General features: G+C 70.6%; 17 protein-coding genes. 7 read left to right on the top strand and 10 right to left on the bottom strand.

Annotated elements, in window-relative coordinates:
• The first annotated feature begins 96 nt into the window (after positions 1–96).
• On the top strand, positions 97–1,056 hold the full coding sequence (locus ABD994_RS00900; protein WP_345410357.1) for a glycosyltransferase family 2 protein: 960 nt from the start codon (positions 97–99) through the stop codon (positions 1,054–1,056).
• 44 nt (positions 1,057–1,100) lie between these two features.
• Positions 1,101–2,429 carry a UDP-glucose dehydrogenase family protein gene (locus tag ABD994_RS00895; protein ID WP_345410355.1) on the top strand — a complete coding sequence of 443 codons (1,329 nt, stop codon included), beginning with the start codon at positions 1,101–1,103 and terminating at the stop codon, positions 2,427–2,429.
• On the opposite strand, the gene ABD994_RS00890 is transcribed toward ABD994_RS00895, so the two are convergent.
• Both ABD994_RS00890 and ABD994_RS00885 read right to left on the bottom strand, forming a co-directional pair.
• A complete protein-coding gene (locus ABD994_RS00890; protein ID WP_345410353.1) occupies positions 2,389–4,587 on the bottom strand; it encodes a bifunctional polysaccharide deacetylase/glycosyltransferase family 2 protein in 2,199 nt (732 codons plus the stop codon). The two genes, ABD994_RS00895 and ABD994_RS00890, sit on opposite strands and share 41 nt — an antisense overlap.
• Position 4,588: 1 nt before the next feature.
• Positions 4,589–5,338 (bottom strand): hypothetical protein, encoded by a 750-nt coding sequence (locus ABD994_RS00885; protein ID WP_345410351.1) that lies wholly within the window; start codon positions 5,336–5,338, stop codon positions 4,589–4,591.
• 181 nt (positions 5,339–5,519) lie between these two features.
• Between ABD994_RS00885 and ABD994_RS00880 the strand changes: the two genes are divergently transcribed.
• The 4 genes from ABD994_RS00880 (at position 5,520) to ABD994_RS00865 (ending at position 9,156) form a co-directional block, all read left to right on the top strand.
• A complete protein-coding gene (locus ABD994_RS00880) occupies positions 5,520–5,828 on the top strand; it encodes a type VII secretion target (RefSeq protein ID WP_345410349.1) in 309 nt (102 codons plus the stop codon).
• 8 nt (positions 5,829–5,836) lie between these two features.
• The gene (locus tag ABD994_RS00875; RefSeq protein ID WP_345410347.1) at positions 5,837–6,838 is read left to right on the top strand and encodes a hypothetical protein; all 1,002 of its coding nucleotides are present in this window, start codon (positions 5,837–5,839) and stop codon (positions 6,836–6,838) included.
• Positions 6,832–7,623, top strand: coding sequence for a hypothetical protein (locus ABD994_RS00870; protein ID WP_345410345.1), 792 nt, complete (start codon positions 6,832–6,834; stop codon positions 7,621–7,623). Before ABD994_RS00875 ends, ABD994_RS00870 begins: the two co-directional genes overlap by 7 nt.
• A gap of 597 nt (positions 7,624–8,220) precedes the next feature.
• Positions 8,221–9,156, top strand: coding sequence for a WecB/TagA/CpsF family glycosyltransferase (locus ABD994_RS00865; RefSeq protein WP_345410343.1), 936 nt, complete (start codon positions 8,221–8,223; stop codon positions 9,154–9,156).
• Between the two features lie 123 nt (positions 9,157–9,279).
• Here ABD994_RS00865 and ABD994_RS00860 read toward each other — a convergent pair whose 3' ends face one another.
• The 8 genes from ABD994_RS00860 to ABD994_RS00825 all read right to left on the bottom strand — a co-directional run bounded on the left by ABD994_RS00860 (position 9,280) and on the right by ABD994_RS00825 (position 21,817).
• Complete coding sequence (locus ABD994_RS00860; protein WP_345410341.1) at positions 9,280–10,131, bottom strand: hypothetical protein; 852 nt, start codon at positions 10,129–10,131, stop codon at positions 9,280–9,282.
• Between the two features lie 217 nt (positions 10,132–10,348).
• Positions 10,349–11,446: a glycosyltransferase gene (locus ABD994_RS00855; RefSeq protein ID WP_345410426.1), complete on the bottom strand. Its 1,098-nt coding sequence runs from the start codon at positions 11,444–11,446 to the stop codon at positions 10,349–10,351.
• 2 nt (positions 11,447–11,448) lie between these two features.
• Positions 11,449–12,405: an O-antigen ligase family protein gene (locus ABD994_RS00850; protein ID WP_345410339.1), complete on the bottom strand. Its 957-nt coding sequence runs from the start codon at positions 12,403–12,405 to the stop codon at positions 11,449–11,451.
• Between the two features lie 275 nt (positions 12,406–12,680).
• Positions 12,681–13,877, bottom strand: coding sequence for an MATE family efflux transporter (locus ABD994_RS00845; RefSeq protein WP_345410337.1), 1,197 nt, complete (start codon positions 13,875–13,877; stop codon positions 12,681–12,683).
• A gap of 50 nt (positions 13,878–13,927) precedes the next feature.
• Positions 13,928–14,839 (bottom strand): glycosyltransferase family 2 protein, encoded by a 912-nt coding sequence (locus ABD994_RS00840; protein WP_345410335.1) that lies wholly within the window; start codon positions 14,837–14,839, stop codon positions 13,928–13,930.
• Between the two features lie 41 nt (positions 14,840–14,880).
• Positions 14,881–16,377: a tyrosine-protein kinase domain-containing protein gene (locus ABD994_RS00835; protein ID WP_345410333.1), complete on the bottom strand. Its 1,497-nt coding sequence runs from the start codon at positions 16,375–16,377 to the stop codon at positions 14,881–14,883.
• A 99-nt stretch (positions 16,378–16,476) separates the two neighbouring features.
• On the bottom strand, positions 16,477–17,961 hold the full coding sequence (locus ABD994_RS00830; RefSeq protein ID WP_345410331.1) for a sugar transferase: 1,485 nt from the start codon (positions 17,959–17,961) through the stop codon (positions 16,477–16,479).
• 556 nt (positions 17,962–18,517) lie between these two features.
• Entirely contained in the window at positions 18,518–21,817 is a 3,300-nt protein-coding gene (locus tag ABD994_RS00825) for an ATP-binding protein (protein WP_345410329.1), read from the bottom strand.
• 130 nt (positions 21,818–21,947) lie between these two features.
• Between ABD994_RS00825 and ABD994_RS00820 the strand changes: the two genes are divergently transcribed.
• On the top strand, positions 21,948–22,799 hold the full coding sequence (locus ABD994_RS00820; protein WP_345410327.1) for a hypothetical protein: 852 nt from the start codon (positions 21,948–21,950) through the stop codon (positions 22,797–22,799).
• The last annotated feature ends 33 nt before the right edge of the window (positions 22,800–22,832 follow it).

Raw genomic sequence — 22,832 nt, 5'->3', positions numbered from 1 at the left:
CGCGACCCTCAATTCTGACGATTCGCTCGCCCGACCCGGCGACGACAGTGACGGCGTCGGTGCGGGCGATCGTCCGCTCGTCCCCGGAGGTCCCTCGTGACGAGCCCCGTCCTCTCCATCGCCATGCCCACCCGGAACCGCCCGGAATTGCTGGAACGCGCGCTGCGCTCGCTCGTCACGGCGATGGAGGCGGTCGCGGGGCAGGTCGAGATCACGGTGTCCGACGGCTCGGACACCGACGCCGCCGGGCGCGTGGTCGAGCGCCTGCTCAGTGGCTGGCCGGGGGGTCACCGCTACGTCCGAAACCGTCCGGCCCTGCCGATCATCGAGAACATGAACCGGGCGGCCGAGCTGGCCACCGGCGAGTGGGTCCAGATGCTCTGCGACGACGACCTGATGCTGCCGGGCAGTGGTCAGCCCATGATCGACGCTCTCGGACGGGCGGCCGCCGGGGAGCAGGTCATGGTCTTCGGCGGTCACGTCGTGGACGCCGACGGCGCCGAACGACGGGACCAGACCTTCGACGACGAGCAGTACCTGACGCCGCGGGAGGCGCTGCGGCGACTGCTGCGCAACTCGTCCTTCGTGCGGGAACCGATGGTGGTCGTGCGCCGCGCCGCGCTGCGCGAGGCCGGCATGTTCGCCCCCGAGGTGGGCGACGCCGCCGACACCGACATGTGGGTCAAGCTCTTCTCCCGGCACGGCGCCCGCTGCCTGCCGGTCGCCACCTGCGCGTACACGATCCACGAGGCCGCCGCGACGACGGGGATGTGGAACCCCCGCACGATCGCCGTCCTCGGCACCGTCTTCGATCGCGCCGTCGCGTCCGGTGTCGTCCCCGAGCGCGAGGTGCGGCGCTGGGAGGCCGACTTCCTCCACCAGTTCATCCTGGCCGGTGCCTACCGTCGGCTCCGCCTGCGCCGGCGCACCGAGGCCCGGGAGGTCCTGCGGCTGCTCCAGACGCCCGAGGTCCGGGCGCTCGGTCCGTCGCCGAGGTGGCTACCCGTTCGCCTCGCCTTCGCGACGGCGGCCGCCGTCCCGCTCTGGGCCACCTGACCGCCGCAGATTCCGAGTCACCAACCAACGGACAGGAGAGCCGCATGTTCGCTCGTCGTGTGGGTGTCGTCGGCGCCGGCTTCGTGGGACTGACCACCGGCGCGTGCCTCGCGTCGCTCGGTCACACGGTGGTGTGCGCGGACATCGACGAGGCCAAGGTCGAGGCGCTGTGCCGGGGCGAGGTCGACCTGCTGGAGCCCGGCCTCGCGGACCTCGTCACCGCCGGCCTCGCCGCCGGGCGGTTGTCCTTCGTGGTGGGCGCCCACGCGGCGCTCACCAGCCCCGACGGGCCCGTCGAGCTGGTGGTCCTGTGCCTGCCCACGCCGATGGGCGTGGGCGGGGTCGCCGACCTGACCGCCGTGGAGAGCGTCGTCGAGGAGGTGCGCGACGAGCTCCCGCTCGGGACCGTCGTGGTCACCAAGTCGACGGTCCCCGTCGGCACCGCACGCCGGACCGCCGAGCTCATCGGCCGCGACGACGTCGCGGTCGTGAGCAACCCGGAGTTCCTGCGCGAGGGCTCGGCCGTGCGCGATTTCCTCAACCCCGACCGCATCGTCGTCGGGAGCGACACCCAGGACGCCGCGGAACGGGTGGCGGCGCTCTACGCCCGGCTCGGAGCACCGACGGTGCTGACGGACGCGGTCAGCGCCGAGCTCGTGAAGTACGCGGCCAACTGCTTCCTCGCCGTGAAGCTGTCCTACGTCAACGCGATGGCCGAGCTGTGCGAGCGGGTCGGCGCCCACATCGACGACGTCACCGAGGGCGTGGGCTACGACCACCGCATCGGTCAGTCCTTCCTCACCCCGGGCCCCGGGTGGGGCGGATCGTGCCTGCCCAAGGACACCCACGCGCTGCTCCAGGTCGCCGACGTCGTCGACTTCGAGTTCCGCCTGCTGCGCGCGTCGATCGAGACCAACGTCCGGCAGCGCCAACGGATGGTCGACAAGGTCCGGCTGGCCGTCACCGGTTCACGGACCGGTTCGCTGTCGCACACCCGCCTCGGCCTGTTCGGCCTGACCTTCAAGGCGGGGACCGACGACCTGCGCGACTCCCCCGCCATCGCCGTCGCCGCCCTGCTCCGACAGGCCGGGGGCGAGCTCGTCGGCTACGACCCGGCGGTCTCGCCGGACTCCGAGGCACCGCAGCTGGCCGGCATCGAGGTCGTCGACGACCCGGCCGTCCTCGCGAAGAACGCCGACGCCCTCGTCGTGCTCACCGAGTGGCCGGAGTTCCGCACGCTCCCCTGGGCCGACCTGGCCCAGCTGGTCGCGCAGCCGGTCGTCGTCGACACCCGCAACATCCTCGACGCCGACGTCCTCGGTCGCGCCGGGTTCACCGTGCACGCGCTCGGGCGGCGCCCACCGGCTCCCTGAGCGGGCTCGGCGCCGGGGCCGGCACGGGGCCGTCCTGCAGGAGGTCCTCCAGCCCCCCGACACGGCGCAGCTTCTGCCACCCGAGCCGGATGCCGCCGACCGCGGTGACCATCGACCGGATGAGCACCGCGTACATCAGCTGCCGGTAGACGATCTGCTGCAGCGGCAGCAGCACCAGCACCCCGAGCGGCTCGCGCTCCAGCCGGAAGGCGACGACCGCGGCGACCATCTGCACCGCCTGGACCGCGGCCCACAGCACCAGCGTCGTCACCGGGTCGAGGAAGATCAGCCCGTAGACCAGGAAGATGTCCACCAGCGGCGCAAGCAGCGGCAGCAGCACCTGGAACACCGCGAGGTGCGCGAGCCCCACCCGCCCGAAGTGCCCGGACGCGCCCGGCTCCACCACCGCGTGGCGGTGCTTCCACATCGACTGCATCGTCCCGTAGCTCCAGCGGTAGCGCTGGCGCCACAGCTGCCCCAGCGTCGCCGGCGCCTCGGTCCAGGCCCGCGCCGCGTCCTCGTAGACCACCCGCCACCCGGTGCGGCAGATCGCCATCGTGAGGTCGGTGTCCTCGGCGAGGGTGTCGTCGCTGACCCCGCCGACCTGCAGCAGCACCTGCCGCCGGAACGCGCCCGCGGCCCCGGGCACGGTCGGCATGCAGCGCAGGACGTCGTAGACGCGGCGGTCGACGTTGAAGCCCATGACGTACTCGATGTGCTGCCAGCGCGCGAGCAGACCCCGGCGGGACGCGACCTTGGCGTTGCCCGCCACCGCGCCCACCGTCGGGTCCGCGAACGGCGCCACCAGCCGCCCGACCGTCGTCGGCTCGAACACCGTGTCGCCGTCGATCATGACGATGAGGTCGTGACGGGCGTGGGCGATGCCGGCGTTGAGCGCCGACGGCTTGCCGCCGTTGGCCTGCCGGATCACGCGCACGTTCGGCAGGCGCAGCGCCTCGACGATGTCCGCGGTGCCGTCGGTGCTGCCGTCGTCGACGACGAGCACCTCCACCGGGTGGTCGCTCGCCACCAGCGAGCGCACCGTCGCGGCGATGTTCTCCTTCTCGTTGTAGGCCGGGACGATCACCGACACCGGCGCCGTCACGGGCGGTCCCCACGAGAACCCGGGCGCGTGCCGGCGGCGGTGGTGCCGCACGGCGACCACCAGCATCAGCACCAGCCGCAGCACCACGAGGACCCCGACCACCAGCAGCAGCCAGGTCAGCGCGTCGACGACGACCCCGGCCACCGCCACCAGCCCGATGAGCGTCGAGCCCGCCAGGTGCGCGGCCGTCGAGACCGGCCGGTTGTCCGCGGGCAGCCCGACCGCGGTCTCCGGCGTCGCAAAGCGGTAGCCCTGGGCCTGCAGCTCGGGGATGAGGCGGTCGAGCGCGGCCACCGTCTGCGAGCGGTCGCCGCCTGCGTCGTGGAGCAGGACGACGCCGCCCGCGCCGTTCTGCGGGGTCGCGTTGCGGACGATGGCGTCGACGCCGGGACGCTGCCAGTCCTCGCTGTCGACGTCGGAGAGCACGGTGACGTACCCGTCGCGGCCGGCCGCCTCGAACGAGCGCAGGGCGTCGGCCGTGACCGCGTTGGCGGTCGACGAGTACGGCGGGCGCAGCAGGTAGCTCGACTCCCCCAGCGCGCCGGCGAGCACCAGCTGGTTCTCGGCGAGCTCGCGGTCGATGCGCACGCCCGAGGCGTCGGAGAGGTCGGGGTGGGTGAACGTGTGCAGCCCGACCTCGGAGCCCGCGGCACGGATGTCGCGCAGCAGGTCGGGGTGGCGCGCGGCCATCGACCCGACGACGAAGAACGTCGCCGGCACCTGGTGGCGGCGCAGCACCTCGAGCACCTGCGGGGTCCACGTCGGGTCCGGGCCGTCGTCGAACGTCAGCGCGACGGTCTTCGCCGGCATCCGCGCGCTGACCGGCGCACCCCGCGCGTCGATCACGGGCCCGCCGGCGGTGATCGCCGGCGGCACGCCGTCGGTGGCCTCGGCGTCCGGGTGCGCGGCGGCGTCGACGCCGATCTGCGAGCCCGCCAGCCCGTGCACCAGCAGCAGGCAGCTGAACATCATCAGCGCGACCACGATGAACACGACGCCCCGGCGCGGCACCCAGCGGTGCCGGGTGCGGGCGGGGGTGTGGTGACGGCCCACGTCAGGCCTCCGTCGCGCAGGTGGTGGTCAGGACGTCGCATAGGACCGGGTCAGACGTGGTGCCGCCGGGCGACGTCGTCGTGCCGGTGCCCGTCGTGCCCGTGCTCGGCGTCCCGCTGCCCGGCGAGTCGCTCCGCGGCGTCCCCGTGCCCGTCCCCGTGCCCGTCGTCGGGTCCGCGCCTCCCGACGACGAGCCGCCACCGGCCGTACCCCCGCCGTGGGACGGGGCGTCCGGGGTGGAGTGAGGGGTGCCGGCGACGACGCCGCCGGCGTGGTGCTGCTCGTGGCGCACCGGGTGGTGCACCGGGACGGTCGGTGCCGCGTGCCGCGGCACGCGGTGCACCGTCACCCGCGGCGGGGTGGTGCCGCCGTGCCGGGGCGACGCGACCGGCTCGGTCCGGGCGTGCCGTCCGGAGGTCCGGGCCTGCGGGGCCTGCTTGGTGACCGCGACGGCCTCGACCACCGGCGTCCGGTGTGCCGGGGCGGTCGCGACGACGGTGTCGGCGGGGAGGTCCTCCGCGCCGTCGTCGTCACCCTCGTCGTCGACGTAGGGGCTCGGCGTCAGCGTCTGCCCGACGACCTCCACCACCCCCGCGTTCGTGCTCAGGGTGATCCCGAACGCCGCGAGGTACGCGGTGCAGGCCGCGGCGCCGAACCAGCCGGCGACCGCGACACCGCGGCGCCGACGCCCGCTGGCGTCGACGAACACCGGTGCCGTCCTGACGTCGGCCCGCGACTCCCGTGTGTCCATGACCACTCCCCCCGCGAGATCCGTTCAGCGGGGTATCGCCACGGAGGGTGGTCATCGCTACGGCCGAACCGTCACCTGAAGAGGTGAAACCCGTGGTGCTGTCGCCGTCCGGAGCAAACGGCCCCGGACGACCGTCCCGTCCGGCTACCGTCGGGCAGACCTGATCGGGACGGGGGTGGCCGTGGGCGCGCCAGGCGGCGGGTACGACGTGACGCTGTCCGCGATCGAGGAGGCCGCGGCAGGGATGGCGCGGGTGGAGCACACGGTGCTGGCGTTCGCGGACGGCTACGTCGGCGGGGCCGCCACGGCCGCCGACGGCGCGGGCGACGACCCGCTGGCGGGAGCGCTGCGCGCGCTCGCCGAGCGGACACGGGAGCGGGCCACGTCGCTCGGCGAGGAGACCACCGAGCTCTCCCACGCCCTGGCCGAGACCGCGGAGCGCTACCGCGCGGGCGACGGGACGGCGTCGTTCGGCGGCGTGACGGGCTGAGGGCGCCGATGCCGTCGGGGATCCCGGGCGACCCGGGCGCGATCCGCGCCGGGGCCGACCGCCTGCGCATCGCCGGCGAGGACGCCGCCGACGCCGCGCGCCAGGTCGACGCCGTCGCGCAGGCCACGCGCTCGGGTTGGACGGGCGCGGCCCACGACGCCTTCGCCGGCGCTGCCGCTCGGACGGGGGCGCGGGTCGGCTCGATGGCACGCCTGGCCGACGCGGCGGCGCCGCTGCTCGCCTACGCCGACGAGCTCGAGGGTCTGCAGCGCGCCGTCGCCGAGGCGTCGGCGCAGTTCGACGCGGCGTGGGCCGCCGTGACCGGGCCGGGCGCCGGCCTGCCGAGCGCGCAGCTCGACGCCGCCCGCAGCGGGCTGGAGGCGCCGGCGGAGGTCATCGACGACCTGCGCCGCCGGGCCCGGGCCGCGAACGAACGGGCCGCGGCGGCCGTCGCGGACGTCGCCCGCGTCGCCACCGACGAGTTCGAGAACGCCCAGCAGACGCTCGCCGACGGCGCGATCCCCCGCAGCGTCGCGATCAACGGCGCCGACGGGATCGGTCGGCTGCTCACCACCGCCCCCGCGGGCGTCGTGGGCTACGACCTCGTCAGCGACACCATGCGCCGCGGCGCCGGGCTCGGCGCGGACACCATCAACGGCGCGCGCGGGGCCGGCAGCGTCGCCGCCCCCGTGCTCACCGGGCTGGGCCAGGGCCTCGAGGACGCCTCCAACCCCTACTACTCCACCGGCGAGCGCGCGGGCCGTATCACCGCGCAGGCCACCACCGTCGGCGGGGCCGCCCTCGCCGGCGGCGCGCTGGGCGCCGCGGTGGGCAGCGTCGTGCCCGGGGTCGGCACCGTCGCCGGCGCGGTCCTGGGCGCGGCGGGCGCGACGATCGTCGGCTACGCCACGGCCGAGTACGTCGACGAGCGCAACGACCGGTTGGTCGACGCGGGCGGCGACCTCGGCGACGCCGTCCAGGACGAGACGGAGGACCTCGGGCCGTGGTGACGACCGGGGTGGTCGCTCGCGGGGCCGCGGAGGCCGCGGAGATCGCCGACGAACGGCTGATGTTCGGCGTCCTCGGGCTGATCGGCGTGGCCGTGATCTGGCTGGCGTGGAGCGGCCGCTGGCGCTCGTGGCAGTACGCAATCCTGACGTTCTGGCTGGTCACCGTGTGGCCGCCGACGTGCGCGCTCTTCCTGCTCTACGCGCTCACCGCCTTCGCCGTCCACCCCGTCGTCGTGGTGCTGGCCCTGTTGTTCGTCCTGTGGTGGCTCGCGGGCTGGGTGCTGCTGTTCGTGCGACCGGCCTGGTACGGCCCCCGCTGGTACCGCGAGGAGCGCCGGGCCCGGGCCGCGGAGCCACCCGTGACCAACCACGTCCCGGCCGAGCGGAACTCCGAGCAGGTCGCCCGCGCCGCCCGCGCCCCCCGCAAGCCGCTGGCCCGCCGCCGGGTCCTGCTGCTGGACCCCGCTTTCGGCCGCCCCCACCCCGCCCAGACCGAGGGCACCGCCGCCGGTCACCTGCTGCTCTACCCCGACGAGCTCGTCTTCGCCGCCGACCGCGGCGACGACGCCGTGCGCCCAGGCCCCACCGTCCGCTCCCTCATCGCCACCGACATCGTCGACATCCGCCCCGACGGCGGCACGACGGTCACCGGCGGCCAGGTTCGCCTGCCCCGCCTGCACGTCGAGACCACCGACGGCCCGGGGTGGACGTTCGAGGCCGTGCGGGCCGGAGCGACCCTCGACGACCTGCGCCAGGTCTACCTCGAAGCACCGCACCGTCCATGACGCCCATCTCTCGCGCCTTCGGTAGGGCACGCGGGGAGTCGATCCCGATGGGAGGACCCGCGGCCGCGCCAGTCGCCTGGACCCACGTCAGCCACGGATCACAACCGTGGGATCCGCAGCCTGGTCCCGCCCTCCTGCCAGGCTCCGCGAGCTAGAACGCCCATCATCGGTCTTCGCGAATCTAACCAACAGGCGGTACCGGGTGGGGCGCTATCCGCTCGCCCTGGTCAGCCATCGGGGTGGCCACGAGCCGGGCTGGCCACGAGCCGACGACCACGACGCGAGGGCGACCCCCGCCCAGAGCGGCGTAGTCGACCATCGGAATACGCATGCCCCTGCAGGTCAGTTCCACCTTCGGAAAGAGATCCGCGTGCGGCTCCCGCTCGCGGTGACCAGTCCACGCGCCCGTCGGCGTGGATGCCGTAACTACGTCACAAGAAGTATCAAGGCGTGGTTGAGCGCTTGACCAGACCACCCATTTGGCCTAGCAGAAGGTGACCGTGAGCCGTAACGCTCAGGAGTCAGACATCGACTAACACTTCGAAGCACACCACCGCTTCTGACTGGAAGCGTTCTGCCTGCTCGGGGGGAGCATCGATGTCGCCTGCGACTTCGACGACGGATGGCGCCGTAAGCAGCGTCCAGATCAAGAAGTCTGTATTCTGGTCGGCCGGGACCGACGAGAACGTCGTCCCGGACCAGTGTCGGGCGCCCCAGGAAGAGCGCATTGATGCAGTGCGAACCGGTGGCCTTCGGCTGACGCCTATGACGGCATCGCAGATCGTCAACGAGATCGTTCTTCGTTCTCTGACCGGTGATCGCCTGCTTCTCGCCAACCATAATCTGCACAGCTTCTACCTGTGGCAGAGAGACGAGAACGTACGGGCGTTCTACGACCTCGCAGAGAACATCGTCATCGACGGTGCACCGATCTTGTGGTTGGCGCAGAAGCGGCACCCGCACCTCGGGAGCGAGCACCGTGTCGGTAGCACCGACTGGCTCGTCCGCCTTCTCCCGGTCGCCGAGGAAGCTGGCCTACGCATTGCCTTCCTCGGCGGCGCGCCAGGCGTCGGCGATCGTGCTGCAGCCGAGATCGTGGCCCGCCACCCCAGGCTTGAGATCAGCGTTCGGGATGGCTACTTCGACCCTGCAGAGGGCTCCGACGGCAATGAAGCCATCCTGTCGTGGCTGAATGACTTCAAGCCAGACGTTCTCCTGGTCGGGATGGGGATGCCGCTCCAGGAAGCGTGGATTGCGCGGAACTACTCCCGCCTCACCGCAACCGTCGTCTGCACCGTCGGCGGTTGCATGGATTATGTCGCCGGCGAGCAAGACCTTGCTCCTCGCTGGATGGGTCGACTCGGTGTCGAATGGGCATACCGGCTCACCCGCGACCCCGCTCGGCTGTGGCGCCGCTACATCCTCGAGCCTCCAGCCGTCGCCTCAGCACTTGCCCGTCGACGCGCCTCGCGGACCCGCAGCTCTCTCCGGGCACGCGCGGGCAACGCTCAAGGGAGCTCCGGAGCTGCCTAGACTCCGAGGGTAAGACGTGACTGGCACTCGCGGCCTACTCTGATGTATCGCGTACAGGCGCTAGCAGCCGGCCCCCGAGTTACCGAACTCTTCACGACGCCTTCAGCGCGACCTTGAGCTGATCTACATTCTGGTATAGTGGACGGTCAAGTCGCTAATTGCTAGGCTGGCTGAGCCACTGAAGGGCTCTACGCCGAATGCAAGCCCGTTGAACCACTCACTTCCCGTGATCTTCCCAGCTTCAGCGAGGAAAGCGAAGTAGTCCTTGTACGGCAATGTCCCTCGAAACTCGACGTAGCTTGGCCGGTAGGCAATGTAGTAGGGCTGGCCAGTTCCCGACACGCCCTCTCGGACGTTCCAGGAGTTCCCGTTCGAGTCAGTGAACGATCCGCCGCCTACCACCGGGAGGCTGGCCAAGTAAGACGCGCCAGCGCTCGACACCCTCGGGAAGAACGCAACCTCGTACTGTCTGTCAGGCACTCCTGAAGGGGTTGGCGTGGGCGTCAGCCAACATTCCGACAGCAGTCCTGAAGAAGGGTCTCCGTTGTAGCTCCAGTCGATGCTAACGTCGAGCGCGGCGATGTTCTTGACCTGTTGCGGTGTGATCGCTCCTGGACTGTCATCGTAATTTCCCCATGCAACGTGCAGGTAACCGTTGACGCCGTTCCAGTCGGGATCAGGGGTTACGTCCCACCAAAATGTAGTACCTCGCGGAAACGTCCCCGGGGTCACGCGCATGGACGACTCCGCGGCGAGGGTGTCGTTCTGCGGGAGATAGCGCCCCCACATGCCGGTATAGGCGCCGTAGGGGCCGGCCGCGTAGGTCTGGAAGTTCCCCTGAATGACCCGCTCTGGGTCGAAGGTGGAGGAGCGTGTGGCGGGCGCGCTCGACGAAGTCGCGAACACGAGCGTTCCCAACACCACCACTAGAATTGACGACGCCTTACTGTTTCCCGTGCGTATCGTGCGTCCCATCGTCGCCCCCCAAGTGGCGCCGTGCGGCCTGCAGGACCCTCTGCTGCTCAGCGTCGTGAAGATGACTACTCGAGTACACTTGTCGAACGTCGAGGAGTCGGCCCGTTGTAAGCACCACCTCTGGCGCCACTGCAGGTTCCGGACTCGGCGTAATCCTTGTCGGGTTCCAGGTCGACGTCAGCAGCCCCGCCGGCGGTTGCGGTGGCGGCCGCCAGGGTCAGACGGCGTCGATGGCGAGCACATATTGATCGATGACCTTCTGGCTCATGACATCGAGGCTGCAGTCCGCCACGAAGCGACGGCGACCGGCCTCTCCCAGCGCCTGGAGCTTGCCCGCTCTCACCGCCGCCGCTATCCGCGACGCTATCGTGTCTGCGTCCGCCGACACGTCGAACAAGATCCCCGTCTCACCGTCGGTTACGACGTCTCTACAACTTCCGACATCGGGCGTCACCACTGCCCGACTTAGGCTCATTCCCTCTAGGATCGTGAGCGGAAGCCCTTCGCGCCTGCTCGTCAGCAGGACGAGACTGGCATTCTCTATCTCTCTGCTCACCTCGCTCGTTGATCCAGGGAACTCGACGAACTCGTCCGCGCCCATCGCGGATACAAAATCGGCTACCTGATCGCGGAGTGGACCATCTCCGAGCCACTTCGCCGAGCAGTTGTAGCCCATCTTCCGAAGACTCAACACTACCTGAACGAAGCGAACGGGATCCTTCTCCGGAGCCAGACGACCGATCCCCACGATGTTGAGGGAGTTCTTTGTGCTGGGCGCACAACGTTGGCGACCGGATTCCCACGGGTCGGGTACCGCGTTGGCAATTACTGCAATTCGCGAGCGTGGTCGGTGAAAGCGACCTTCGAGCATGGCGCCGACTTCCGAACCGCACGCGATCAGCCGCTGGCCGCGGAAAGACAGGAGCCGTGCGACGAACGTCGCCTCGAAGAGACTGTGGACGTGTTCCACTACCGGGACGCGCCGGCCGACCAAGGCCAATCGAGCGAGGAGGGCGAGTCCGCGCTGGTGCGCGTGCACGACCTGCCACCCGTCGTCCCGCACGATCCTGCGGAGAGCCATAAACCACATCAGAGACCCCCGAACTCCTTCTCTCGGGGCAAGGCGGTACTGCTTAGCGCTCATCGGAACCTCGACCCAGAGGTCTCCACCGTCAGCTGCGAGGACACCGACCACGTGGCCTCGGCTCTCGAGCTGACGGGCGAGGTTGAGGACGACGCGTTCGACACCTCCGATCTCTAGGTCGTCGTTCAGGTGAAGCACGCGCATTACTGCACCCCCACGAATCTCTCCCATCCTCACCGCGCACCCTCAAGGAACACCGGGCGATATGAGACTGTTGCCACTGGCTTTCGCTGCCTAGCAAGAAGAAAAGCGCTCACCAGCACGAAGTGTCCAAAGAAGTTAGTAGAGGGAGACTCGGTCAAGTTCACCATAACCAGCACGATCGCACATGAAGTAGACCAAACAGCCAGCTCGTCTCCACGGCCCACATAACTTGCAATTCCCACGATTAGAGTTACAACAAGTACGATCGACATAAGACCGAGACCGACAACGCCGAGTTGCAACAGCATGTCGAGGTATCCATCGTGCGAGTGGTACATCTTGAATCCTGCCGCACGCCACATGCGTTGAGTTTCAGGCTGACCCTCACGCCACGGCGCATTCCACCCGAGCCCAAGTATTGGAGTGCGGGCGATCTGCTCGAGCACGGCTGGCCACACATCGGTTCGCCCGGTGAGTGTGGAGTCCCTGCCGAGACTGCTCGCGATGTCGGCGAACGCAAAGATAGCTAGATAGACGAGCAGTCCGACCGCACACGACGAAGCTGTTCCCAGGAGAACGCGGGTGAATCCCGAGTAGCGGCGTGTCCAGCGCAGCATGAGAACCAGCAAGGTCGTCGCGGCGGCCGAGATGAAGACCGTTTGAGATTGAGCACCAGCTAGACAAACGACAGCGAGGCCGATATCGAAGAAGGAGGCACGATGACTCCGATAACGTCGCACCACGAGAAAGGTCGCTAGAGCGACCAAGGCCATGAACGCAAGCAAATTACGGTGAACGAAGAGGCCCTTGAGGGCACCCGTCTGGTAGTTCTCGTCCACGAGCCCAACGGACGGCACAGCCAAGGCGACGAGAAGCGTAGCTATCAAAACAACTCGAAAGGCCACGGAAATCGTCAGCAGGAATTCACGGCGAGACAGCACTCGGAGTGCGAGAACCAGTGCAACGGTCATGGACAGGATGGCCACGGCTGAGGGCAAGGTGGAGAAAGGAGCGACTGACCAAGCCATGCTGAGCACGCACGTTGCGCCGAAAACGACCAAGAGAGCGGGTCGGGCTCCGACCAGCCGCTGAGGCGGAAGTCGGAGCGCTGCAAGACCTACGGCGACGCCGGTGAGCGTGATTGCAATGTCGGCGCCAGCATAGGGAGCCACGCTGACGACACAAATTAGGAGCACGAGCAGAGCACGAAGTAGCGTCAACATCGTCGGCGAGCTGTAAGGGGTAGGTAGAACGACGGCCGTCATTGCGCATACCTCGCCGAGGTCGGGGACACCGAAGACCGGGCTCGGGCCGCTAGTGGCAGGGAGAAAAGTAGGGCACCGACGGCCAGCGCGACGGCGCCGCCAGCAGCGCCCCATACGGTCGCGCCCACGAGCACCAGGAGAAGGCTCGTTGGGCTAGCAATGGCCTTCCACCGCACTTCGAAATCGAGCAGCCCTCGCGCGCGGAGGAATGGGCCGAAGCAAGCTCCCACTACCGACCCAAGCATCGCGGCCGACACGAGGGCCGCAAGCCACATGGCTTCCTGCCAGGACTCGCCGAGGATTGCCATCATCACATCTGTCGGAACGACTAGGACGAGAACTGTGATCCCAAGCGTCGCGATCGCAAGCGCGGCGCATACACGGAGTCCGAGGCTAAAGGCAGTGTCGGGTCGGCCTTCCCGGACGCGGATGACCATAGAGGGCTGAATGAGCGCGATGCTTCCCATCACCAGCACCTGAATGGGCGCAAAGGGAAGCTGAGCGAGACGCACGAGCCCGAAAGCGGCAGGTCCCGCTGCAGCTGCCACAACGAGGCCGCCGCCCATACTGACCGATTGCGTCAGCAAGAAGTCCAGAGAACTTCTAGAACCTATGGAGTTGATCTCCCGCCACCAGCGCCACGCGCCGCGAAACGCAGGCCAGGTGCGAGTCCAAGACATCGCGACCAGTGCGCCGAGTCCAGCGCTCCCGGCCCAGATCGTAACAAGCAGGGCAAGAGTCACGTGGTCGAGGGCAACGAGCAGAGCGACACCCACCCAGGTCCCGCCTGTCCATACGACCGTGCTTACCAGGGCGAGACCTTCGTCGGCGTTCGCGTAGCAGAGCCACCTAAAGCCGTCCTGTATCACGAGCGGGAGCACGGTAAGGCTCAACAGCAGCGCAACCGGAGGGAACTCAACGATGAGAGATGTGACAACCCCTACCGCAAGTAGCCCCACAGCGCTCGCGAGGCCGAAGACGAGCACAGCGCCTAGCGCCCGCCGCGTCGCCAGATTCCCCCGCCGCGTGTGGGAGTCGGAATGTCTCAAGGTGTATCCATCGATGAGCCCGGCCTTCGACAGACCCGCGAAGATCAGACCGGCAAAGAGAACCGTTGAGAGTACGCCGAACTGCGAGATCTCGAGGAAGCGAGCACCAATCCACGACAGAGATAGATTGCCCAGGCTCGACACTCCCGCATCGCTCAAACCGATGAGAACTCGGCCGGACGGCATCCTCGCTCTCACGAATGGCGCGCCGCGAAGGCCAGTCGGACGCGATTGATGCGACCCGCCAGCGAACCCGGTACCAGCCAGCTCACGACAAACTGCGCCACGTCCACCAGCCTTGGTTTCGCGGATAGCGCCTCTTGAGTAATCGTGGCGAAGGCTTTGAGCGATGGCTGGCGTCGAGCAAGTCGCGATACCTCAGTAAGACAGAAGGCGCTATAGGCCCGCTCGCCAAGTGCTGCGCGTCGATCGCGGGCCCAATTCAACGAGTCCAACCATTGCGCGGAGTTGCTCAACGAAACGCCGCTGCTGACATGAACGATAGCGAGGGTCTCCGGCACGACTACGAATCGAGCCCCCTGCGCCTCGAGACGCAACAACCAGTCGAGGTCCTCGTGCTGCTTGAGACCAGTATCAAAAGGAGTTGTCGCGGCTGCCCACCGCGGTACCATCAGTGTCGGCGTTGGAAGCCAACCCTCGCCTGGAACCTCGCGAACGAACAGGTAATCCGCCACACGCTCGCCGTGTCCGATGGGTCGTACCGGCCAGACAGTGCTCTGATGCGACGAGCGCCTTTCCACCATGCTGCTGACCACGACGTTCTCGTCACCGGACGGACGGTCGACTGCCGCCAACTGGCGCTCGAGTTTGTTTGGCAGCCACTCATCATCGTCGTCGAGCAACGCGACCCAAGTGCCCGTCGCGCATTGGATGCCGAGGTTGCGCGCCGTGGCGCCAGCGTCGTGAGAGCCCCCTCCGGTGCTGAGGAGCCGTATTCTCGGATCTGCGATGCCTCGAACTCCAGATACGTCCTCATCGTCCGTGCCATCAAGCACGACGATCACCTCGTGGGGAGGAACAGTTTGTGCCAGAGCGCTCCGCACTGCGCGGACCACCAACAGAGGCCGGTTCACGGTCGGGATCACGACGCTGACCGTCACACGGCGGGCTGGGCGGGTGCGCTCAGTTAGTTCTGCCATGTCCGCGTGATCTCCGTGTCCTCGTCCACCGGGCTCGACGCCCGGCGATGTGCCGGGGCGGAGACCGGCCCGCGAGGTCGTGGGCTCGGTGACTGCCCGGTTGGCACGTCGCGCAAGGGGTCTGTGCTGGACGGAATAACCGTCGGAGGAGTTGAGTAGCCGTACTCACCGCCAGCGGCCTCTGGAGCCATGGTCAGTACAGTCCCGAGAGGCTCGACCGCGACTGCGCGGAGCGCTGAGACGGACCGGCTGACCTGCCACGTCTTCGTCGTCCTGAAACGACTGACGATCAAGGCTCCGTCTGTCGACGGGGCGATTGCGGCCGCGTCTGTGACGGGAAGCAGTGGCGGCGAGTCGACGACGACGAAGTCATAGCGTGCTCGAGCCTCGTCGAGGAGCTGCCGCATCTGCCTGCTGGCCAACAACTCGCTGGGATTTGGTGGCTGCGGCCCGCTCGGGAGCAGGTCGAACGACCGTTGCCACGTCTGGACTGCCCCGTCGAGCCGCGCTCGTCCTGCGAGGACGGAAGTGAGACCGACCGAGCCCTCGAGTCCGAGTGCGTCAGCCAACCGTGGACGGCGGAGGTCCGCGTCGATCGCCAGCACCTTGTGACCGGCGGCGGAGAGCGCAAGAGCGAGATCGATCACCAACGTTGTCTTGCCCTCCCCGGGAACGGCACTCGTGACGAGAAGGACTCGACGGGGCTTGTCCACGTCGACGAACTGCAGATTTGTCCGCAGCTGCCGAGCGGCCTCCGCTCGAGCGCTGAACTGGAGTCCTCCAGGGCCAAACTCTCCAGCCGCCGCCTTGACGTCGTACGGGATCTCGCCGAGGTTTGGAAGTCCGGAGGAGTTGCGCAAGACCTCTCGGGAGGAAATTGACGTGTCAAGGGAATGGCGGGCGACCGCCGCCCCGAGCCCGAGGAGAAGACCAGCAACGAGGCCGAGCATGACCGTCACGGGCAGCCCCGGCGTCGACGGCGAGTCGGGCAGGGGCGCCGGCTGGACGAGGCGAACGCTGACTGGCGCGGGACTGCCGGGGCCGCCCTGGCGCTCGAGTTCGTAGACCGCTTCCGAGGTGACTAAACCGACAGTGTCGGCGATCCGTGATGCCTGGCTGGGCGAGCGGTCCGTCGCGGAGACGTTGATGAGGATCGAGTTGAGGGCAGAAGTAGCGGTCAGCCTTTGGGCGAGCTGCTCGGGCCGATCTGGAAGAGCAAGTCGCCGGATCGTCTCCATCGTCACGCGCGGACTAGTCGCGAGCTCTGTGTACGACGCCACGCGCTGCTCTGAGAGCTGGGCGGCCTGGAACGCCTCCTGCGTCCCGCCTGTCGCCTGCGCCGAGACGTACAACGAGGTCTCTGCCGTGTACTCGACAGGGCGGATCAGGAAGACCGCAACGGCGATGCCGACACCGAAGACGGTGGTCGCAACGACCAGAAGCCATCGATCCCTAATCGCACGCAAGTAACTCTGAAGAGTCATGGTGGCCCCCCGACCGCGATCAAGCGTTATCTAGCCGTCACTTGGGCGAACGGTACCTCAGTCCGTCGGGCGATCACTCGGCCCTCCACCTGATCGCGTTCAGTAGGCGCCGCGGCCGCGCAACACCGCGCCGACCGTCTTCCAGAGGATCGAGACGTCGAGGGCGGCTGACCAGTTCTCGACGTAGCGGAGGTCGAGCCGGACCGACTCCTCCCAGGTGAGGTCGGAGCGGCCGCTGACCTGCCAGAGACCGGTGAGGCCCGGGCGAACGCAGAGCTTGCGGAGGGCGTCCTCGGTGTAGGTGGCCACCTCGCGCTGGAGCGCGGGCCGAGGGCCGACCAGCGACATCGAGCCGCCGATGACGTTGAACAGCTGCGGGAGCTCGTCGAGCGAGAGCCGGCGCAGGAGGCCGCCGATGCGGGTGACGCGCGGGTCGCGCTTCATCTTGAACAGCGGACCGGAGCCCTCGTTGGCGGCGGCGAGCGCGGCGACCTGCTGGTCGGCGTCGACCACCATCGAGCGGAACTTGATCATCCGGAAGGTCTTGCCGGCGCGGCCGACGCGCTCCTGCTTGTAGAACACCGGGCCGCCGTCCCGTCGGATGAGCACCGCGAGGACTCCGAAGACCGGGAGGAGCAGGAAGACCAGCACAGCGGCGGCGGCGCGGTCGAAGAGGTTCTTGGCCATGCGGGCGGGGCCACCCCAGCGCGGCTCGGTGAGGCGCAGCAGCGGCAGGCCGTCGACCGGGGCGACGTGCAGGCGAGGGCCGGTGATCTCCATGAGGCCCGGGTCGACCACCAGCTCGACGCCCTCGCCCTCGAGGTCCCAGGCCAGGCTGTGCAGGCGCTTCGGGGTCCACCCCGGGGTCGGGGCAACGGCGACGACCTCGATGCCGAGCTCGTGCACGTGCCGGGCGACATCGTCGAGGTCGCCGACGACCGGGACCCCGTCGATCTCGGTCGCGCCGGCGGTGCCGGTGGAGGTGCAGGCGGCGACGACCGTCCAGCCGTGGTGCGGCACGCGGCGGGTGCGGGCGGTGAGGTCGGCGATCGCGGTCTCGGAGCCGACGACCAGCACCGACGACATGCAGCGACCGGCCTCGCTACGGGCCCGGTGCAGCACGCGGCGCACGAGGTAGCGGCCGAGGAACAGGCCGGCGCCGGTGGCCGGGATGATCCCGAAGATCCAGGGGCGGACCGTGTCGAGCTTGAGGGCCATGCCGGCGAGGGCCAGGGCGATGGCGGCGGCGGCCGTGCCGCGGAAGACGCGGTTGAACTCCTCGGCGCCCTGGCCGAGGACCCCGCGGTCCCAGGCCCGGAAGGCCGTCATGCCGGCCAGGACGAGGGCCGCGGCCACGAGGCTGTTCTGCAGGCCGGAGATAACGCCCCAGCCGCCGATCAGCGTGGCGACGATGGCGATGGTCGCGATGACCGCGAGGTCGGTGGCGACGACGGTCTGCGCGAGGCGGCGGCGCCAGCGACGCGAGCTGGGGCGTGCGGTGACGCTCGGTACATCGGCGAGGCTCGTGCGGGGCCGCGGAGCCGGCATCTCGATCGATTCCGACAGGTCCAGACCAGCGCTCATCTCGATGTCCCCCCAGGCATCACGGATGGTGACGGACCACCCAACCGGATGACGCCCTCGCCGAGCTCTTCGTTGAACGCGGTACTGGCGTCGATGACCCGCTATCGCGTGGTGTTGGCCAGGTTGTTACACACCACGTGGTCTCGTTCTCCGGCGAGTCGCAGAGACACGCGGCGTTTCATGACGCCGGTTCACCCGTTCAGCCCTGCGTGAGCCGTATCGCTGAGTGACTGGCTAACGCTACAGATCTTCACTATTGACATCGAACGGAACGATGAGTCACTCGTCCGAGTGGCTCGGACCTGCCCGCCGACGAGACACGCAGACGGGCGCGCTTCGCCGAGCCGACACCCGCTAGTCCGTTCGGGCGAGACGGTGCTGTCAGCGACCGTGACGGGCGAAAGGTCGGTGAAAGCGCCACCGGTTTAGCTCTGCGTCACGGGTCCCGGACCCGGCGGCGGGAGGGAGCGGACCGATGTGGATCGCTCCGCGCAGCCGCCGCACCGGGCCCGGGCCGACGGGTGACGCCACCGCCCGGCCTGGCGAGGGGGGTACGTCAGGACGGCGGGAGCAGCCCGAGCGGACGGGCGTCCGGTGGGAGGTGCGGGGGGACTCCCGCCGGGCGCCCGGCCCCACCCCGCACGAGGCGGGCGAGACCGCGGGCGGCGTCCGTCCAGGGCGCCCAGCCGAGACGCTCGGCGAGGCCGGCGGCGACGCCGAACTGCCGGCGGGCCTCGGCGCGCTCGCCGAGCACGGCGGCGACGAGGCCCTGGTAGAGCGCGAGCGGGCCGAACGTCGCGGCGCCGATGCCGACCACCACGACGGCCTCCGGGTCGGCGGGCAGGTCACGGCGCACCACCTCGGCGGTCGGGACGTCCCCGAGCGCGAAGGCCGCGCAGGCGGCGAGGCAGAGGCCGGGGCGGTCGAACAGCGCGCCCTCGCGCCCCTCGCGCTTGCGGTGCCAGTCGGCGAGGTGGGACGCGGCGGCCTCGAGGTCCCCGGCGACGGCGGCGTCCACCGCGGCGGCGGCCGACCAGGCCGCGACCAGCGGGTACAGCGACGCCGCGCCGGCGGGCAGGCCCTGGAGCGCGGGCAGGGTGCCGGCGAGCAGGTGGCGCACCAGCAGGTGCACCCCGTAGGCCCCGACGGCGTCGGGCAGCCCGAGCTCCTGGCCCCGGTGCAGGGCGGCGAGCGCGGCGGCGTCGGCCTCCTCGGCGTCGCCGCGGGCGAGCGTCAGCCCGGCGTCGAGCAGGGAGACCATCCACATCGTCCGCGGCCGGTGACGGTCGACGGCGACGGGCTCGAGGTCGCGGCGCGCGGCGAGGGCGTCGTCGAGCCGGCCCGCGGCGAGCAGGGCGGCGATGCGCAGCTCCTCGGCCTCGAACCACACCGCGTCCTCCCCCGCCGCGACGGCGAGCCGGCAGGCCTCCTCGCAGACGGCGAGCCGCTGGGTCGCCGGCACGGGCGCGTCGACGAGGTGGTTCGCCTCCAGGAGGCGGACGCCGGCGAGCAGGCGGGGGTCGTCGAACCCGTCGGCGGCCAGGGCGAGCAGCTCGGGCAGGGCGGTGGGGTCGCCGACGTCGCCGTTGAGCTGCTCCTCCTCGAGGATCAGGCTGCGCAGGACCTCGGCGCGCTGCCGCGGCGCGAGCGGGAGCGTCCGGACGCGCCGCAGCCGCCGGGCGCGTCGGGGGCGGCCGGCGACGTTGATGCCCATCGCGTCGTCGCCGACGGCGGCGACGACCGCGTCCGCGATCACAGGGTCGTCGACCTCGCGCTCGTGCGCCGCGGCCGGGAGCTCCTGGCGGGCGACCGCCTGCTCGACGACCTCGTCGAGGACCTCGTCCGCGTCTTCCTGCAGACCCATCGCCTCGAGCACGAGCCCGCGGTGCAGGGCGACCGAGCTGGGGTGCGACGTCTCGAGCACGGCGTCGAGCTGCGCCAGGGCTTCCTCGAGCGCTCCCTGGCGGTACGCCGCGACGCCGGCGGCCAGGCGGGCGTCACCCAGCTCCTGGGTCGCCACCAGCGGCCCGGCGCCGACGGCGTGGCGCAGCAGCGTGAACGGCTCGGTCGCCGGGTCGGCGACGAGGGCCCGGTACCGGGCGTGGTGCAGCGTCTGCGCGCTCGCCGGCGGGACGGCGTCGAGGACGGCGTCGCGCGTCAGGGCGTGGCGGAAGGCGAACCCGTCGTCGGTCGGGGCGAGCAGCCCGCGGTCGACGGCGGCGCGCAGGTACGCCGACAGCGTGCGGGGCGCGATCTCGAGCATGGTGCCGAGCTCGGCCAGCGAGAGCGGGGCGAGCACGGCGAGCGACTCGAGGGCCTCCCGGGCGGCGGGGTCGAGGCCGGCGAGCTGGTGGTCGAGCAGGGGCCGCAGCCGGGCGGGGATGACCGACGCGAGCTCGTCGCACGCCTTCTCCCCGTCGGGCTCGTCGAGCCCGGACAGCGACTCGATGACGGCCGCGACGTGCAACGCGTGCCCGTGCGTGCGTTCCCACAGGGCCTCGGCGACCCGGCCGGCGCCGTCGGGGGCGAGGCCGGGCAGCCCGCCGACGACGAGCCGGCGCACCGCGGCGCGGCCCAGCTCGGGGAGCGCGACGTCGCTGACGGACTCGAGCAGCGCCATCTCGGCGTGCGTCGCGCTCCAGGCGGGGTGGGCGACGGCGTCGGGCTCGCGGGCGGCGACGAGCACCACCACGCCGGCGGGCAGCCCGGCCCGTGCGAGGCCGCGCAGGGCGGCGAGGGTGACCGAGTCGGCGAGGTGCGCGTCGTCGAGCGTGACGAGGACCGGCCCGCGTCCGGACAGGCGCTGCCGCAGGGCGCGGCCGGGGGCGGGCTCGCCGGGGTGGACGGGGGCGACGCCGAGCTCGTCGAGCACCTCGGCCCAGGCCGACCAGGGCGGGGCGTCGCCGTCGCAGGTGCCGCCGCCGACGCAGGCGCCGTGCACCCACGCGTCGCGCTGCGCGGCCTGGAGCAGGGCGGTCTTGCCGATGCCCGCCTCGCCGGTGACGAGGCGGACGGCGCCGGCGTCGGGGTTCTCGAGCAGGGCGCGGACGGCGCGCAGCTCCTCCTCGCGCCCGACGAGCGTGGGACGCGGATGGCGGCTCGGCACGGGGGCGAGCAGGCGGAGCCGGAGGTCCTCGATGTCGTGGCCGGGCTCGACGCCGAGCTCGTCACGCAGGTGGTCGCCGGTGGCGGCGAGGACGTCGAGGGCCTCGCTCGTGCGCCCCTGGCGGTGCAGGCCCGAGGCGACGAGGACGGCGAGGCGCTCGCGGGAGCGGTCGGCGGCGAGGTCGTCGGCGACGAGGTCGACCGCCTCCGCGGGGCGGTCGAGGTCGAGCAGCACACCCGCCATGCGCTCGACGAGGCGCAGCCGGCGGTCGTGCGCGCGGACGCGCTCGGCCTGCAGGCGCGGGCCGACCGGGGTGCCCTCGAAGGGCTCGCCCTGCCAGGTGCGGAGGGCTGCCTGCCCGCGGTCGAGGACCGTCTCGCGCGAGGCCTCGGGGTCGAGGGCGGCCGCGGCGTCGTCGTGGAAGCGGTGCAGGTCGACGGCGTCGCGCGGGAGGTCGAGCCGGTAGGTCTCGCCGATCGGCGGGATCGGCAGTCGCGTCCCCTCGTCGGGGACCTCGCGGCGCAGGCGGCTGACCAGCACCTGCAGCGCGCCGTCCGGCCGCTCGGGGAGGTCCTCACCCCAGATCTCGTCGATCAGCGACGGCACCGCCACCGTGCCCCGGCACGCGGCCGCGAGCAGGGCCAGGAGGGTCCGTAACCGGCGCCCCGGGTGACCGACCGCCCCGGAGGCGCCCTCGATGCTGACCTCGCCGAACACCCGGATGCGCAGCTCCGGCGGCGAGATCGACATCGTCCCTCCATCAGCACGTTCCGTGACCGTGGCTTCGGACGGTACGGCTCCTCGTGTTACGGATCCACGAGACGTTCGTCCCGGGGACCTACTGCTGGTCACCCAGATTCCGGGTGAGCCGCTCGGCCGCATGATGCAACTGCTCGACGGTACGTGCCTGTCCCACTCGGGGATCGCGGTGCGCGTCGACGGCCGTGAGGGGCCGGCTACCCACCTCGCCAGCGCCCTCACCCGCCGTCTCCCCGGCAGCATGGAGCTCGGCGGTGTGCGCTGGGACCCGTTCGAGAAGTTCCGGCCCCACCGCGACCTCTACACCGTGGCGATGCCCGACGACCTGCGCGCCCGCGCCCTCGAGCACCTGGCCCGCTTCCGTCCCCGCCGCGGCGAGGCGGCCTCGTTCTCGGTGGTCAAGCTCGTGACCGTCGCCGCGGCCCTGCGGTCGGTCGAGCTGCAGGTCGCCGACCAGGCCCGCGCCGAGCGCCTCTTCGGCGCGGCTCGCGCGGTCGCCGCGACGTGGGCCGCGTCCGACGACGCCCCCAGCTACTACTGCGCGGAGCTCGCGGCGACGGCGTACGGGCGACCGTTCACCCGGGCGGAGATGACACCGCCGGCGGCCACCGTCAGCGGGCTCGGGGACCTCGCGCGGACGCGGTGGTCGGGGCGGGTGACGCGGGCGATCGCGCGGGTGGTCGACGGTCTCGACGAGCCCCGCCGACGGTCGCTGGCGCGGCTGCTGGGGGTGCTGGCGCGCGAGGACCGGGGGTTCCTGCACCACGCGGCGGGGGCGATCGCGTCGTCGGCCGCGGTCGCCTTCCGTCGCGCGACCGGCGTCCCGAGTGCGCCGGAGCCCCTCGCTCCACCGCGCGTGCTGCCAGCGTTGGTCGACCCGCACGCCGTGATCCCCTACGCGCTGGTGACGCCACGGATGCTGTGGGCGGCCTTCGGACGGGAGTCGTTGCGACGGGTCGGGCAGCCGACCTGAGACGTGGGGCTTGGCACGAGGTGCGGATCTCGC

It is taken from the genome of Actinomycetospora chlora, from assembly GCF_039542135.1.
In the GTDB taxonomy this organism is placed as follows: Bacteria; Actinomycetota; Actinomycetes; order Mycobacteriales; family Pseudonocardiaceae; genus Actinomycetospora; species Actinomycetospora chlora.
The sequence above is the reverse complement of the archived record's forward strand: the minus strand, read 5'-3'. Positions and strand labels throughout refer to the sequence as shown.

What these genes read in the sequence shown, in the direction of transcription:
- ABD994_RS00895 (WP_345410355.1), top strand. Translation starts at nt 1,101, where the DNA reads ATGTTCGCTCGTCGTGTGGGTGTCGTCGGCGCCGGCTTCGTGGGACTG.
- ABD994_RS00885 (WP_345410351.1), bottom strand. Translation starts at nt 5,338, where the DNA reads ATGGACACACGGGAGTCGCGGGCCGACGTCAGGACGGCACCGGTGTTC.
- ABD994_RS00875 (WP_345410347.1), top strand. Translation starts at nt 5,837, where the DNA reads ATGCCGTCGGGGATCCCGGGCGACCCGGGCGCGATCCGCGCCGGGGCC.
- ABD994_RS00865 (WP_345410343.1), top strand. Translation starts at nt 8,221, where the DNA reads ATGTCGCCTGCGACTTCGACGACGGATGGCGCCGTAAGCAGCGTCCAG.
- ABD994_RS00860 (WP_345410341.1), bottom strand. Translation starts at nt 10,131, where the DNA reads ATGGGACGCACGATACGCACGGGAAACAGTAAGGCGTCGTCAATTCTA.
- ABD994_RS00855 (WP_345410426.1), bottom strand. Translation starts at nt 11,446, where the DNA reads ATGGGAGAGATTCGTGGGGGTGCAGTAATGCGCGTGCTTCACCTGAAC.
- ABD994_RS00835 (WP_345410333.1), bottom strand. Translation starts at nt 16,377, where the DNA reads ATGACTCTTCAGAGTTACTTGCGTGCGATTAGGGATCGATGGCTTCTG.
- ABD994_RS00830 (WP_345410331.1), bottom strand. Translation starts at nt 17,961, where the DNA reads ATGAGCGCTGGTCTGGACCTGTCGGAATCGATCGAGATGCCGGCTCCG.
- ABD994_RS00825 (WP_345410329.1), bottom strand. Translation starts at nt 21,817, where the DNA reads ATGTCGATCTCGCCGCCGGAGCTGCGCATCCGGGTGTTCGGCGAGGTC.
- ABD994_RS00820 (WP_345410327.1), top strand. Translation starts at nt 21,948, where the DNA reads ATGATGCAACTGCTCGACGGTACGTGCCTGTCCCACTCGGGGATCGCG.